Raw genomic sequence first — 13,676 nt, 5'->3', positions numbered from 1 at the left:
TGCGTTTCCGACTCTATCAGATCTTTTTCCGATCCGATTTCCTCGGTGCTTTCCAGGTTCCCGCTCTCGCGTTTCCCTTTCCGGCGGTTCCGACTCTACCAGATCCTTTCGGTCCTGATTCCCAGTCGGAGGGGGGTGTCTTCGCGGCTGTTGGGCCGTTCCGACGAGTGAGACTTTAGCGGATTCCCTGCTCCCGAAGCCAATCGGGGGCTGCGTCCTTTCGAACGCGGATTCCTCATTCCGTAAATACGCATGCCAATCACGGGACGACAGACAGAACGACTGTTCGTCGAGTGGTGGTGGGTCTTGCGGAATGGCTGTCCGGGGACCGACCGGAGTCGGCGCTCACGTCGGACAACCCGGAGAACACTACGTACGGGCAGAGGGCGTGTCAACTCCCGCGCGGACGGCCCTCTCGGGGCGTACCGTGGGAGGCGTGACTACGTGTACGTGTACCCAGCTGTGGTGGGCCGCCTGACGGCGGCCGTACTCGCGTATGCATGAAACGGCCGCCGCTTCGGCGGCCGTTGTTGTTTCTCCCTCCGCGACTCCAGAGGGTCGGCCGCCCGGGCGGTGGCCATGACCAGGAGGTGGAGTGGACATGAAGCGGGTCTTCAGCGGGATCAAGCCGACCGGGCATCTGACGCTGGGGAACTATCTGGGGGCCATGCGGCGGTGGGTCGCGGTCGACCAGCACCAGGCGGACGCGCTGTTCAGCGTCGTCGATCTGCACGCGCTGACCGTGGACCACGATCCGGCGCGGGTGCGCCGGCTGAGTCGGCAGACGGCCACGTTGTTGCTCGCGGCGGGGCTGGATCCGGAGCTGTGCACGGTGTTCGTGCAGAGTCATGTGGACGAACACGCGCGGTTGTCGTACGTGCTGGAGTGCGTGGCGACCGACGGTGAGATGCGGCGGATGATCCAGTACAAGGAGAAGGCCACGCGTGAGCAGGCGCGGGGCGGGAGTGTGCGGCTGTCGTTGCTGACGTATCCCGTGCTGATGGCGGCGGACATCCTGGCGTACGGGACTGACGAGGTGCCGGTCGGGGACGATCAGGTTCAGCATGTGGAGCTGACGCGGGATCTGGCGGTGCGGTTCAACCAGCGGTACGGGCAGACGTTCGTGGTGCCTCGGGCGACGCGTCCGGGAGTGGCGGCGCGGGTGATGAATCTGCAGGAGCCGATGTCGAAGATGGGCAAGAGCGACGACGCGGGGCCCGGGATTCGTCTATCTGCTGGACGAGCCTGATGTGGTGCGGAAGAAGGTCATGCGGGCCGTCACCGACAGCGGGCGGGAGGTCGTGTACGACCGTGAGGAGCGGCCTGGGCTCGCGAATCTGCTGGAGATTCTCGCGGCGTGCACCGGTGGGGAGCCGGAGGAGCTCGGTCACGCCTATGCGTCGTACGGCGATCTGAAGAAGGACACCGCCGAGGCTGTGGTGGAGGTGCTGCGGCCGCTGCGGGAACGGCACCGGGAGTTGTGTGCGGATCCCTCTTATGTGGAGGGGGTGCTGCGGGAGGGTGCGGAGAAGGCGCGGGCGATGGCTCGGCCGGTCGTGGATGCCGCTTATCGCGCGATCGGGCTGTTGCCGCCGGTTGCGGAGCCGGTGCTGAACGCGGCTCGGTAGGCGCGCGGGCTGGTGGCGAGGCGCGAGGCGAAGTGCTGGCGCATCGTGACCTCGCTGCCGAAGCCGGCGCGGCGGGCGACCTCGGGCATGGGGAGGTCGGTGCGTTCGAGGAGTTTCTGGGCGGCGGCGAGGCGCTGGTCCAGGAGCCAGCGCAGGGGGGTCGTGCCGGTCGCGGCGGTGAAGTGGCGGGCGAAGGAGCGCGGGGACATGCCCGCGTGGGTGGCCAGGTCGGCGACCGTGAGGGGTTCGTGGAGGTGGCGCAGGGCGTGTTCGCGTACGGCGGCGAGGGCGTCGGCGTCGCGGTCCGCTCGGGGGGTGGGGTGCTCGATGAACTGGGCCTGGGTGCCGGTGCGGAAGGGGGCCGTGACCATCGAGCGGGCGATGGTGGCGGCCGCCTCGGCGCCGTGGGCGCGGCGGACGAGGTGGAGGCAGAGGTCGATGCCGGCCGCGGTGCCGGCGGCGGTCCAGATGTTGTCGTCCTCGATGAAGAGGGCGTCGGGGACGACGCTGACCTGGGGGTGGCGGGTGCGCAGGAGGTCGACGAGGTTCCAGTGGGTGATGGCGCGGCGGCCGTCGAGGAGGCCGGCCTGGGCGAGGGTGAAGGCGCCGCCGCAGAGGGCGGCGATGGTGGTGCCGCGGGAGTGGGCGCGGCGCAGGGCGTCGAGGACGGGGGCGGGTGCGGGGGTGAGGTGGTCGTCGAGGCCGGGGACGACGACGAGGTCGGCCTGGGGCAGCCAGGTGAGGGCCCGGTCGGGGAGAAGGGCGAGGCCGCCGCGCATCGGGATGGGGGTGGTGGTGTCGGCGGCGACTCGGCGCAGGTCGAAGGCGGGGGCGCCGCGGTCGGTGCGGTCGGAGCCCCAGACCTCGGTGATGACGGAGACGTCGAAGGCGCGGATGCCGGGGAAGGCAACGAGGGCGACTCGGTAGGCGTCCTCGGCCTTCGCGGCATTCGCGGCGTTGTCGACGTTCTCCATGGTGGCAGTAAACCATCGATCGATGTCTTTTGACCCCCTGGGGTGGGGGTGGCTCCGGCGCCAGGATCGTGGGCATGGAGATCGCAGAGAACGCAGCACTGGTGGTCGTCGACGTACAGAAGGGCTTCGAGGAGCTGGACTTCTGGGGGTCGCGGAACAATCCCGGGGCCGATGACAACATCGCCGCTCTCATCGACGTGTGGCAGGAGACGGGGCGGCCGGTCGTGTTCGTGCGGCACGACTCGTCGAAGCCGGGGTCGCCACTGCGGCTGGGATACGAGGGGAACGACTTCAAGGAGTACGTGGAGCAGCGGCGCGGGAAGGGAGCGGGGCCGGAGCTGTCCATCACGAAGACGGTGAACTCGGCGTTCCTCGGAACGCCGGATCTGGGAGCCTGGCTGAAGGCGGAGGGGATCGCGCAGATCGTGATCGCCGGGATCCAGACCAACATGTGCGTGGAGACGACCGCGCGGATGGGCGGGAACCTGGGGTACGACGTCGTGGTCGCGTACGACGCCACGTACACGTTCGGCCTGGAGGGGCCGTTCGGCTGGCGGCGGAGTGCGGAGGAGATCGCGCAGGCTTCGGCGGTGTCGCTGCACGGGGGCGGGTTCGCGCGGGTGGTGACCACGGAGGAGGTCGTGGGCGCGGCGGGCGTGTGACCGCCCCCGGCGGGCGTCAGTCCTTCTTGCCGGAGGCCAGTTCGCGGCTGCGGTCGCGGGCGGCCTCGAGGGCGGCGATGAGGGCGGCTCGTACGCCGTGGTTCTCGAGTTCGCGGATGGCGTTGATGGTCGTGCCGGCGGGCGAGGTGACGTTCTCGCGGAGCTTGACCGGGTGTTCGCCACTGTCGCGGAGCATCGTCGCGGCGCCGATGGCGGACTGGACGATGAGGTCGTGGGCCTTGTCGCGGGGGAGGCCGAGCAGGATGCCGGCGTCGGTCATGGCTTCGACCAGGTAGAAGAAGTACGCCGGGCCGGAGCCGGAGAGGGCGGTGCAGGCGTCCTGCTGGGACTCGGGGACGCGGAGCGTCTTGCCGACGGCGCCGAAGATCTCCTCCGCGTGGGCGAGGTGGTCGGCGGTGGCGTGGGTCCCGGCGGAGATGACGGACATCGCCTCGTCGACGAGGGCGGGGGTGTTCGTCATGACGCGGACGACCGGGGTGCCGGCGGCGAGGCGCTCCTCGAAGAAGGAGGTGGGGATGCCTGCCGCGCCGCTGATGATCAGGCGGTCGGCGGGGACGTGCGGGGCGAGTTCGTCGAGGAGGGTGCCCATGTCCTGCGGCTTGACCGTGAGGATCAGGGTGTCGGCGGTCTTGGCGGCTTCCGCGTTGGTGACCGGGGTGACTCCGTAGCGGGCGCGGAGTTCTTCGGCTCGTTCGGGGCGGCGGGCGGTGACGAGGAGGTCGGCGGGGGCCCAGCCGCCGCGGATCATTCCGCTGAGGAGGGCTTCGCCGATCTTGCCGGTGCCGAGGACTGCGACTTTCTGGGTCATGTGGTTCATCCTCGCACCGGGGGTGGGGGGTGCGGGGTGGGTGTCCGGTGGGCGGAACTTGGCTGGTGGGTGGGCTGGGGGTGCGGTGGGGGCGGGTCGGAGGGCCGGGTCTATGACGTCCTGCGCCGCAGGGTCGCCGCGCCCAGGCCGAGGACCAGCAGTGCGCAGCCCGCGACGATCAGGGCGTCCCGTACGAATGTCGCCGTCATGTCCGTGTGCCTCAGGACCTCGTTCATGCCGTCCACCGCGTAGGACATGGGGAGGACGTCGGAGATGGTTTCCAGGGCCGGGTGCATGTTGTCGCGGGGGGTGAAGAGGCCGCAGAGGAGGAGTTGGGGGAAGATCACGGCCGGCATGAACTGGACGGCCTGGAATTCCGAGGCGGCGAAGGCGGAGACGAAGAGGCCGAGGGCGGTGCCGAGGAGGGCGTCGAGCAGGGCCACCAGGAGCAGCAGCCAGGGGCTGCCCGTGACGTCGAGGTCCAGGAACCAGACCGCGAGGCCGGTGGCCAGGGCCGACTGGATGATCGCGAGGGTGCCGAAGGCGAGGGCGTAGCCGGCGATGAGGTCGCCTTTGCCGAGGGGCATGGCGAGGAGGCGTTCGAGGGTGCCCGAGGTGCGTTCGCGCAGGGTGGCGATGGACGTGACCAGGAACATCGTGATCAGCGGGAAGATCCCGAGGAGCGAGGCGCCGATGTTGTCGAAGGTGCGCGGGCTGCCGTCGAAGACGTAGCGGAGCAGGAGCAGCATCAGGCAGGGGACGAGGATCATCAGCGCGATCGTGCGCGGGTCGTGGCGGAGCTGGCGCAGGACGCGGGCGGCGGTGGCGGCGGTGCGGGAGGCGTTCAGCGCGCCGGTGGGGGCGGGCGAGGTCGTCGTGCTCATCGGGTGCGCTCCTTCGTGCGGCTCGCCTCGGTCGCTTCAGTCGCTTCGTTCGCTTCGTCCACGAGGTGCAGGAACGCCTCCTCGACCGTTTCGGAGTGCGTACGGGTGCGCAGGGCGTCCGGGGTGTCGTCGGCGAGGATCTCGCCCTGGCGCATGAGGAGGAGGCGGTGGCAGCGCTCGGCCTCGTCCATGACGTGGGAGGAGACGAGGAGGGTCGCGCCGCGGGTGGTCGCGATGTCGTCGAAGAGGTTCCAGAGGTCGCGGCGCAGGACGGGGTCGAGGCCGACGGTGGGTTCGTCGAGGACGAGGAGTTCGGGGGCGCCGAGGAGTGCCACGGCGAGGGAGACGCGGTTTCGTTGGCCGCCGGAGAGGTTGCCGGCGAGGGCGTCGGCGTGGGTGGTGAGGTCGACGTCGGCGATGGCTCGGGTGACGTCCTCGGCGCGGCGGTCGGAGGCCGCTCGGCCGGGGTTCAGGATCGCGGCGAAGTAGTCCAGGTTCTGGCGGACCGTCAGGTCGTCGTAGACGGAGGGGGCCTGGGTGACGTAGCCGATGCGGGTGCGGAGGGTGGGGTGGCCGGCGGGGCGGCCGAGGACGTCGAGGGTGCCGGTGACCTTCGCCTGGGTGCCGACGACGGAGCGCATGAGGGTGCTCTTGCCGCAGCCGGAGGGGCCGAGGAGGCCGGTGATCTGGCCGCGCGGGACGGTGAAGTCGAGGTGGCGCAGGACGGTTCGGGGACCGCGCACGACGGTGAGGTTCTCGGCGTGTACGGCGGGAGGTTCCGGGGGCTCCGAGGCATGGGTGGATGCCCCGGGAGAATAATTCATCATGCGATGAATAATGCGCTCGGGGTGGGAGGCCGTCAAGTGGTCTCGCACGTGGGGTGCGTGCGGTGGCGCGGGCGCGCCGCCGGGTGACCGGGAGGTGCGGCTGGAGCTGGGCGGGCTGCGGCGTGTCGGCCACGCCTGCGCGGCGGCCCTGGAGGGGCGGGCCGCCGCGCGGCGCGGGCGTCAGGGGGTGGCGACGATCAGCAGGACGTCGTAGACCTCCTCGACCATGCCTTCGGGGAAGAGCTTCAGGAGGTGCTCGCGCTCCCGGGCGAGGAAGCCCTTCGTCGCCTTCTCGCCCTGCACCAGGAAGATCGAGTGGCTGCCTATGTTGGCGAGGTGTGTGTCGAGGGGGATGGTGCGGCTCCAGCGGACGACGCGGTGCTGGTGGGCGGGGACGGTCGGCGCGCCCTCGAAGGCGAGCGCCGTCCTGCTCGCGGACGCGCCCTGCTTGTTGCCGTGCTCGCCGTCGAAGTGGTGCCTGATGCGGTCCGCCTGCTCGCTGATCCACGGCACGTCGACCGGGTCCACGTTCCACCACAGGGCCAGCGCGCCGCCCGGACGCAGGACCCGCCGCGCCTCCGGCAGCGAGCGGGACGGGTCGGTCCAGTGCCAGGCCTGGGCGTAGGTGAGGAAGTCGGCGGAGGCGGTGGCGAGCGGGAGGGCGTTGCCGTCGCCGCGGACGAGCGGTACGTGCGGGAGGGTGCAGTGCAGTTGGGCCGCCATGCCGTCACGGGGCTCCACGGCGATCACGTCGGCGCCGCGGGCGTGCAGCAGGGCGGTCGCGATGCCCGTACCGGCGCCGATGTCCGCGACGCGGGCGCCTGTGAGGGGGCGGCCGGCCAGGTCCTCGATCGCGTCGAAGAGGGCGGACGGGTAGGAGGGGCGGTTCGCGGCGTACTGCGCCGCGGCGGCGTTGAAGGAGTGGGCGCGGGTGGTGTGGGAGGTGGCCGTCATGGGGCCATGGTGGCGCGGGTGGGCGGGCCCGGGGGTGGGATTTTGGTGAGAAGAGCGGGCGCGGGGGCTAGGACTGGCGGCGGCGCTTCTTCGACGGGTTGCCCGAGCGGCGGGTGGAGCGGCGGTCGTACTCCTTGCGTGCCGTCTCGTACTCCTCGCGGTGCAGCTTCTCGCCGGGGGCCTCGGTGAGGGAGCGGAAGAAGTAGGCGAGGAGCGAGCCGACGAAGCCGATGGCCAGCAGGCCGCGCAGGGAGGCCTGGCGGTCGGGGTCGGGGCGCTTGCCGAAGCCGCCCCAGGTGTGGCCGAAGGCGAGGGCGCTGCAGACGGCGAACATCACGACGACGAGGAGGGTGACGAAGCTGCCGGTGTCCGCGATGCGCAGGCCGTCGAGGGCGAGGCGCAGGACGAGGCAGGACGCGACGGCCGCGGCGAGGGAACCCGCCGCCACGCCGGCACGGCGGGCGGCGTAGCCGTTGTCGTGGTTCACCCACGTGGTGCCGAAGAAGCGCAGGGGCTCGGGGCGGGGGCCGGTGGGGGCGGCCGGGGAGCCCGGGCGGGTGTCCGGCGTGCCGGTTTCGTCGCTCACGGGTCGATTATGACTCTGGTGTGCGAACCGCCGTGGCGCAGGCTCCCGTGGACGGCTCTCATGTGCGAACCGCCGTGGCGCAGGCTCCCGTGGACGGCTCTCATGTGCGAACCGCCGTGGCGCAGGCTCCCGTGCCGACCCGGGATGCCTGCGCCCGCGTGGGTGCGTCAGCCGCAGCGCGATGTCACGTAGCCGTCGGCGCCCGTCTTCACGTACGCGTCGGAGACGAACTCGCCGTTGCCGATGTTGTCCCAGATGTTCGAGGTGCCGTACGGGCCGGTGACGCTCGAGCCCGGGGTCTGGCAGTAGATCGGGACGTAGGCGCCCTCGGCGAGGGTGCGGACGAGGCTGTAACCGGTGCCGGGGCCGCTGCGGACGTTGAGGCGGACGCCTGGGGCCACCGGGTAGTAGTGGACGGCCGCAGCCGTGACCGCCGTCGCGCCCTCGGCCCCTTCTCTCTCTTCCACATGGTCGACAGACATGAGAAAACCTCCCCCGTTGAGCCCCATGACCGACATGGGGTCCCGTTGATTCCCCTGAAACACGACATGAAACACATGTGCGCAACTCGTACGCGGAGGCTAGCAAGTCGCCTCGGTCTCATACGAGTCATCGACTAGGCTCCGTGCGTCGCGCGGGCGGACGAACAGCACGGGGGTGGGTCCCATGGCGCCACGGCAGGACACTGGAGCGGGCGCGGAAGCGGAACTTCCCGAATACGCCGGTCACTACCACCTGGAGTCATGTCTGGGCTCCGGTGGCATGGGCATCGTCCACCTGGCCCGCAGCACGTCGGGCATGAAGCTCGCGGTGAAGGTCGTACACGCCCAGTTCGCCAAGGACCCAGAGTTCAGGGGGCGGTTCCGGCAGGAGGTGGGCGCCGCGCGGAGGGTCAGCGGGGCCTTCACCGCGCCCGTCGTCGACGCCGACCCGGAGGCCGAACGGCCCTGGATGGCCACGCTGTTCATCCCGGGGCCGACCCTCTCCGAGCATGTGAAGCGGAACGGGCCCATGGCACCCGCCCAGTTGCGTCGGCTGATGGCCGGGCTGGCGGAGGCGCTGCGCGACATCCACCGGGTCGGTGTCGTGCACCGGGATCTGAAGCCCAGCAACGTACTGCTCGCCGATGACGGGCCAAAGGTCATCGACTTCGGTATCTCGCGGCCGAAGGACAGTGAACTGCGCACGGAGACCGGGAAGTTGATCGGTACTCCGCCCTTCATGGCACCGGAGCAGTTCCGGCGGCCGAGGGAGGTCGGATCGGCCGCCGACATCTTCGCGCTCGGGTCGGTGCTGGTGCACGCGGCGACGGGACGTGGGCCGTTCGACTCCGACAGCCCGTACGTCGTCGCCTACCAGGTCGTGCACGACGAGCCGGACCTCACCGGCGTCCCGGAGAGCCTCGCGCCGCTGGTACTGCGCTGCCTCGCCAAGGAGCCCGAGGACCGGCCCACGCCGGACGAGCTGATGCGCGAACTGCGGTCGGTGGCGGCCTCGTACGACACGCAGGCGTTCATACCGGGGCAGCGGTCCCTCGAGACCGACGTGCCGGAGCCGCCGGAGCCCGAGGAACCGCGCCGTGCTTCCGGCGGGTGGCTGCGCAGGAAGGCGGTGCTCACCGCCGGTGCCGTGGTGCTCGTCGTGGGCGGTGTGCTGGGCTCGGTGCAGTGGTTCGGCGGGGAGACGAGCGAGCCGAAGCCCGCCGCGCCCAAGGCCGTGCCGGCCGCGTTCCAGGCCTGGGAGGCGAAACCGGTCTCCACGGCCGCGGGTGTGCGGCAGTGCTCCCACGGCGCCGGGAAGCTGATGTGCGCCCAGCCCGGGCTCGTCTTCGCGCTCGACCCGGCCGACGGTTCCCTGCTGTGGAAGCACTCCGTCGCCACGAACCGCTGGAGCGGGCCGCCGGTCCTCGCGGGCGGGCTCGTACAGCCGTCGGTGGACCACGGGCAACGGCTGGAGGCGCTCGATCCGGCGTCGGGCAAGCCGCGGTGGCAGCGGAAGGTGCCCACGTACAGCGCATTGCGGCCGGTCGGCAGCGTGCTGCTGGTCACCGGTGCCGACGGGATCGTCACCGGCGTGGACGCCGCCTCCGGCGACACCAAGTGGAAGCGGACGCTGCCGGGGCAGAGCTCGCCGTCCTTCGCCTCCTTCGCCGGGGACCCCCTCGCCTACGCGGCGAGCGCCACCGCCGACGGGAAGCGGACGCGGGTCACCGCGGTGGACCCGGCCACCGGGGACGTGCGCTGGGAGGCGCTGCTCAAGGGGACGCTGGAGCCGGTCGGGTCGCAGGGCGGGTCGGTGTTCTTCCTGTCCGTCGACAACGTCTACTCACGTGCGCAGGCCGTCGTGCGCTACACCCCGGCGACGAAGGCCTCGCGCCGGGTGAAGCTGCCGGTCCCCCGCCAGGACGCCCAGGTGAGCGTGCGTGGGAACGTGGTGCACATCCTGGCGATGGGCGGCTCGCTGGAGGCCGTGGACGTCGACGCGGGCAAGCAGCTGTGGCATCTGGAGACGTCCGTGAGCCGTGGCTCGGCCCCGGTCGCCGACGCCGCGCACGTGTACGTCACGGCGGCCGACGGGCGGCTGCTCGCCGTCGACGCCCGCACCGGGAGGCTCGTCGGGCAGACGCCGCCCCGGCTGGGCACCGACGCCGACTGGGTCGCGGCCACGCTGCCCGTGCCGGTGCTCGCCGGGGGGCGCGTCTTCGCGAGCGCGCCGGACGGCACGGTGTTCGGGGTGGACGGGCGGGATCCGGCGGGGTGGTGACACGGGACCCGGCGGGGTGGTGAAACGGGGCCCGGCGGGGTGGTGGCATACGTGAGGGCCGCCCCGGTGGGGACGGGGCCCTCAGCCATGCGTAGGTGTCTCAGCTATGCGTAGGTGTCTCAGCCCAGCTTGCTGACGTCCCGCACCGCGCCCTTGTCCGCGCTGGTCGCCATCGCGGCGTAGGCGCGCAGGGCGGCGGAGACCTTGCGGTCGCGGTTCTTCGGGGCGTAGACCCCGTTCAGCGCCTCCTCGCGGCGGGCCAGTTCGGCGTCGTCGACGAGCAGCTCGATCGTACGGTTGGGGATGTCGATGCGGATGCGGTCGCCGTCCTCGACGAGGGCGATGGTGCCGCCGCCGGCCGCCTCGGGCGAGGCGTGGCCGATGGAGAGGCCGGACGTGCCGCCGGAGAAGCGGCCGTCGGTGATCAGCGCGCAGCTCTTGCCGAGGCCGCGGCCCTTCAGGTACGAGGTCGGGTAGAGCATCTCCTGCATGCCGGGGCCGCCCTTGGGGCCCTCGTAGCGGATGACGACGACGTCGCCTTCCTTGATCTCCTTCAGCAGGATCTTCTCGACGGCCTCCTCCTGCGACTCGCAGACGACCGCCGGACCCTCGAAGGTCCAGATCGACTCGTCGACGCCGGCCGTCTTCACCACACAGCCGTCGACCGCCAGGTTGCCCTTGAGGACCGCGAGGCCGCCGTCCTTGGAGTACGCGTGTTCGGCGGAGCGGATGCAGCCGCCCTCGGCGTCCTCGTCGAGAGCCTCCCACCGCTCGGACTGGGAGAAGGCCTCGGCGGAGCGCACGCAGCCCGGGGCCGCGTGCCACAGCTCGACGGCCTTGGGTGACGGGGAGCCACCGCGCACGTCCCACGTCTTCAGCCAGTCGGCCAGGGACGGGCTGTGGACGGAGTGCACGTCCTCGTTGAGCAGGCCCGCGCGGTGCAGCTCGCCGAGGAGGGCGGGGATGCCGCCGGCGCGGTGCACGTCCTCCATGTAGTACGTGCGGTCCTTCGCGACGTTCGGCGCCACCTTGGCCAGGCAGGGCACGCGGCGCGAGACCTCGTTGATCTCCTCCAGGCCGAACGGGACGCCCGCCTCCTGGGCCGCGGCCAGCAGGTGCAGGATCGTGTTGGTCGAGCCGCCCATCGCGATGTCGAGGGCCATCGCGTTCTCGAAGGCCGCGAAGGTGGCGACGTTGCGCGGCAGGACCGTCTCGTCGTCCTGCTCGTAGTAGCGGCGGGTGATGTCCATGACCGTGTTGGCGGCGTCGACGTACAGCTGCTTGCGGGCCGTGTGGGTGGCCAGGACCGAGCCGTTGCCGGGGAGGGAGAGGCCGATGGCCTCGGTGAGGCAGTTCATCGAGTTGGCGGTGAACATGCCCGAACACGAGCCGCAGGTCGGACAGGCGTTCTCCTCGATACGGAGGATGTCCTCGTCCGAGATCTTTTCGTTCACGGCCTCGGACATCGCGTCGACCAGGTCGAGCGTGCGGACCGTGCCGTCGACCAGTGTGGCCCGGCCGGACTCCATCGGGCCGCCGGAGACGAAGACCGTCGGGATGTTCAGACGCAGGGCCGCGTTCAGCATGCCCGGGGTGATCTTGTCGCAGTTGGAGATGCAGATCAGGGCGTCGGCGCAGTGGGCCTCGACCATGTACTCCACGCTGTCCGCGATCAGGTCGCGGGAGGGCAGGGAGTAGAGCATGCCGCCGTGGCCCATGGCGATGCCGTCGTCGACGGCGATCGTGTTGAACTCGCGCGGGATGCCGCCGGCCTCGACGATCGCCTCGCTGACGATCCGGCCGACCGGCTGGAGGTGGGTGTGGCCCGGCACGAACTCGGTGAAGCTGTTGGCGACCGCGATGATCGGCTTGCGGCCGATGTCCGCACCGGGTACACCGGAGGCGCGCATAAGGGCGCGGGCGCCCGCCATGTTGCGGCCGTGGGTGACTGTGCGGGACCTCAGCTCGGGCATCGTCGCTCGCTCCTTCAAGGACTGCAGAGACTGCGATCAGAGAATTCTGACTGGTACTGAGCCTACGCCGGTCATCCAGAGGGCGGACAGGTTGTCCGGAATGCGGGATGTACGTCTCACCCTCGGAAGTGCGTTCCACCGTGGCCCGCTGGGCTCAAGGCGCGGTCAGGTGCCCCTGGACCACCGGTGCCACCCGCGCGACGATCTGCTCCAGGTCCGCCGACGCCAGCGGCTCCACCTTGATCACGTACCGCAGCATCGCGCACCCCACGAGCTGCGCGGCCGCGAGCTCGGCGCGCAGCTCCGCGTCGGGGAGGTCGAGCTGGGCGGCGATGCGGCGCAGCAGCTGCGCGGAGATCAGCCGGCGGAAGACGGCGGCCGCGGTCTCGTTGTTCACCGCGGAGCGGACGATCGCCAGCAGTGGCTTACGGGTGGTGGGGTTCTCCCAGACGCCGAAGACGAAGCGGGTGAGCCGCTCCCCGACCCCGTCCAGCGGACCGTCGGCGACCGCCTCGGGCGCGTTGAGGGCTGGCGCGAAGGCGACCTCGATGGCGGCCTCGAAGACCTGCTCCTTGGTACCGAAGTAGTGGTGGACCAGTGCGGAGTCCACCTCGGCCGCCTTGGCGATGCCACGCACGGACGTCTTGTCGTAGCCGCGCTCGGCGAACTCCTCGCGGGCCGCGGTCAGGATGCGGTCGCGGGTGTCGCCGGCCTCCGTACGCGGCGGGCGGCCACGGCGCCTGGCGGTGGCCCCGGTCATCGCCGCGGCACCTTCGCTCCGGCCGCCAGATGCAGGCGGGTGAAGGCCAGGGCCTCGGCGAGGTCGGCCTCGCGCTCCGCGCTCGACATGGCGCGGCGGGTGTTGACCTCGATGACGACGTGACCGTCGAAACCGGTCACGGCGAGACGTTCCAGCAGCTCCGCGCAAGGCTGGTTGCCGCGGCCGGGGACGAGGTGCTCGTCCTTCGCCGACCCCTTGCCGTCCGCGAGGTGCACGTGGCCGAGGCGGTCGCCCATGCGGTCGACCATCTGGAGGGCGTCGGTGCGGGCCGTGGAGGAGTGGCTGAGGTCGATCGTGAAGTGCCGGTAGTCGTCCTTCGTCACGTCCCAGTCGGGTGCGTAGGCGAGCATCTCGCGGTCGCGGTAGCGCCAGGGGTACATGTTCTCGACGGCGAACCGTACGTCCGTCTCGTTCGCCATCCGCCAGATCCCGGCGACGAAGTCACGCGCGTACTGGCGCTGCCAGCGGAACGGAGGGTGCACGACGACCGTGGACGCGCCGAGCTTCTCCGCCGCCGCCCGGGCGCGCTGGAGCTTGACCCACGGGTCGGTGGACCACACGCGCTGGGTGATGAGCAGGCAGGGGGCGTGCACGGCGAGGATCGGGACCTGGTGGTAGTCGCTGAGTCTGCGCAGCGCGTCGATGTCCTGGCTGACCGGGTCGTTCCACACCATGATCTCGACACCGTCGTATCCCAGGCGCGCGGCGATCTCGAAGGCCGTCGCCGTCGACTCCGGATAGACGGAAGCCGTCGACAGGGCGACCTTCGCATCCGGGACGCGGACCACTGGTTCTGCCACGAGGGACAGGGTACG

12 protein-coding genes and 1 pseudogene are annotated in these 13,676 nt (G+C 71.0%); 3 read left to right on the top strand and 10 right to left on the bottom strand.

The features are described from left to right. Nucleotides 1–601 precede the first annotated feature (601 nt). Nucleotides 602–1,628 (top strand): annotated as a pseudogene (gene trpS, locus ACFYWX_RS45205) (tryptophan--tRNA ligase). Here trpS and ACFYWX_RS45200 read toward each other — a convergent pair. After that, nucleotides 1,568–2,602, bottom strand: a complete 1,035-nt coding sequence (locus ACFYWX_RS45200) for a GlxA family transcriptional regulator (RefSeq protein WP_389431280.1) — start codon at nt 2,600–2,602, stop codon at nt 1,568–1,570. The pseudogene trpS and the gene ACFYWX_RS45200 sit on opposite strands and share 61 nt — an antisense overlap. A gap of 74 nt (nt 2,603–2,676) precedes the next feature. On the opposite strand from ACFYWX_RS45200, the gene ACFYWX_RS45195 reads away from it, so the two are divergent. Continuing rightward, nucleotides 2,677–3,264 (top strand): cysteine hydrolase family protein, encoded by a 588-nt coding sequence (locus tag ACFYWX_RS45195; protein WP_389431278.1) that lies wholly within the window; start codon nt 2,677–2,679, stop codon nt 3,262–3,264. A gap of 16 nt (nt 3,265–3,280) precedes the next feature. Here the strand turns inward: ACFYWX_RS45195 and proC are convergent, their stop codons facing one another. From proC to ACFYWX_RS45165, 6 genes are all read right to left on the bottom strand, one after another. After that, the gene (gene proC, locus ACFYWX_RS45190) at nt 3,281–4,093 is read right to left on the bottom strand and encodes a pyrroline-5-carboxylate reductase (RefSeq protein WP_389431277.1); all 813 of its coding nucleotides are present in this window, start codon (nt 4,091–4,093) and stop codon (nt 3,281–3,283) included. Between the two features lie 110 nt (nt 4,094–4,203). After that, nucleotides 4,204–4,977, bottom strand: a complete 774-nt coding sequence (locus tag ACFYWX_RS45185; protein WP_389431276.1) for an ABC transporter permease — start codon at nt 4,975–4,977, stop codon at nt 4,204–4,206. Then, nucleotides 4,974–5,804 (bottom strand): ABC transporter ATP-binding protein, encoded by an 831-nt coding sequence (locus ACFYWX_RS45180; protein WP_389431275.1) that lies wholly within the window; start codon nt 5,802–5,804, stop codon nt 4,974–4,976. Before ACFYWX_RS45180 ends, ACFYWX_RS45185 begins: the two co-directional genes overlap by 4 nt. 180 nt (nt 5,805–5,984) lie before the next feature. Then, nucleotides 5,985–6,758, bottom strand: coding sequence for a class I SAM-dependent methyltransferase (locus ACFYWX_RS45175; protein WP_389431274.1), 774 nt, complete (start codon nt 6,756–6,758; stop codon nt 5,985–5,987). A gap of 67 nt (nt 6,759–6,825) precedes the next feature. Continuing rightward, nucleotides 6,826–7,344, bottom strand: coding sequence for an EamA/RhaT family transporter (locus ACFYWX_RS45170; RefSeq protein ID WP_389431273.1), 519 nt, complete (start codon nt 7,342–7,344; stop codon nt 6,826–6,828). A 167-nt stretch (nt 7,345–7,511) separates the two neighbouring features. Then, nucleotides 7,512–7,826, bottom strand: coding sequence for an SH3 domain-containing protein (locus ACFYWX_RS45165; RefSeq protein WP_389431272.1), 315 nt, complete (start codon nt 7,824–7,826; stop codon nt 7,512–7,514). A 184-nt stretch (nt 7,827–8,010) separates the two neighbouring features. On the opposite strand from ACFYWX_RS45165, the gene ACFYWX_RS45160 reads away from it, so the two are divergent. Continuing rightward, nucleotides 8,011–10,107: a PQQ-binding-like beta-propeller repeat protein gene (locus ACFYWX_RS45160; protein WP_389431271.1), complete on the top strand. Its 2,097-nt coding sequence runs from the start codon at nt 8,011–8,013 to the stop codon at nt 10,105–10,107. Nucleotides 10,108–10,226: 119 nt separating this feature from the next. Here the strand turns inward: ACFYWX_RS45160 and ilvD are convergent, their stop codons facing one another. From ilvD to ACFYWX_RS45145, 3 genes are all read right to left on the bottom strand, one after another. After that, nucleotides 10,227–12,080: a dihydroxy-acid dehydratase gene (gene ilvD / locus ACFYWX_RS45155; RefSeq protein WP_389431269.1), complete on the bottom strand. Its 1,854-nt coding sequence runs from the start codon at nt 12,078–12,080 to the stop codon at nt 10,227–10,229. Between the two features lie 154 nt (nt 12,081–12,234). Then, nucleotides 12,235–12,840 carry a TetR family transcriptional regulator gene (locus ACFYWX_RS45150; protein WP_389431268.1) on the bottom strand — a complete coding sequence of 202 codons (606 nt, stop codon included), beginning with the start codon at nt 12,838–12,840 and terminating at the stop codon, nt 12,235–12,237. Next, the gene (locus ACFYWX_RS45145; protein WP_389431266.1) at nt 12,837–13,661 is read right to left on the bottom strand and encodes a sugar phosphate isomerase/epimerase family protein; all 825 of its coding nucleotides are present in this window, start codon (nt 13,659–13,661) and stop codon (nt 12,837–12,839) included. Before ACFYWX_RS45145 ends, ACFYWX_RS45150 begins: the two co-directional genes overlap by 4 nt. Nucleotides 13,662–13,676 lie beyond the last annotated feature (15 nt).

Source organism: Streptomyces sp. NPDC002888, from assembly GCF_042888465.1.
Taxonomy (GTDB): domain Bacteria; phylum Actinomycetota; class Actinomycetes; order Streptomycetales; family Streptomycetaceae; genus Streptomyces.
The sequence above is the reverse complement of the archived record's forward strand: the minus strand, read 5'-3'. Positions and strand labels throughout refer to the sequence as shown.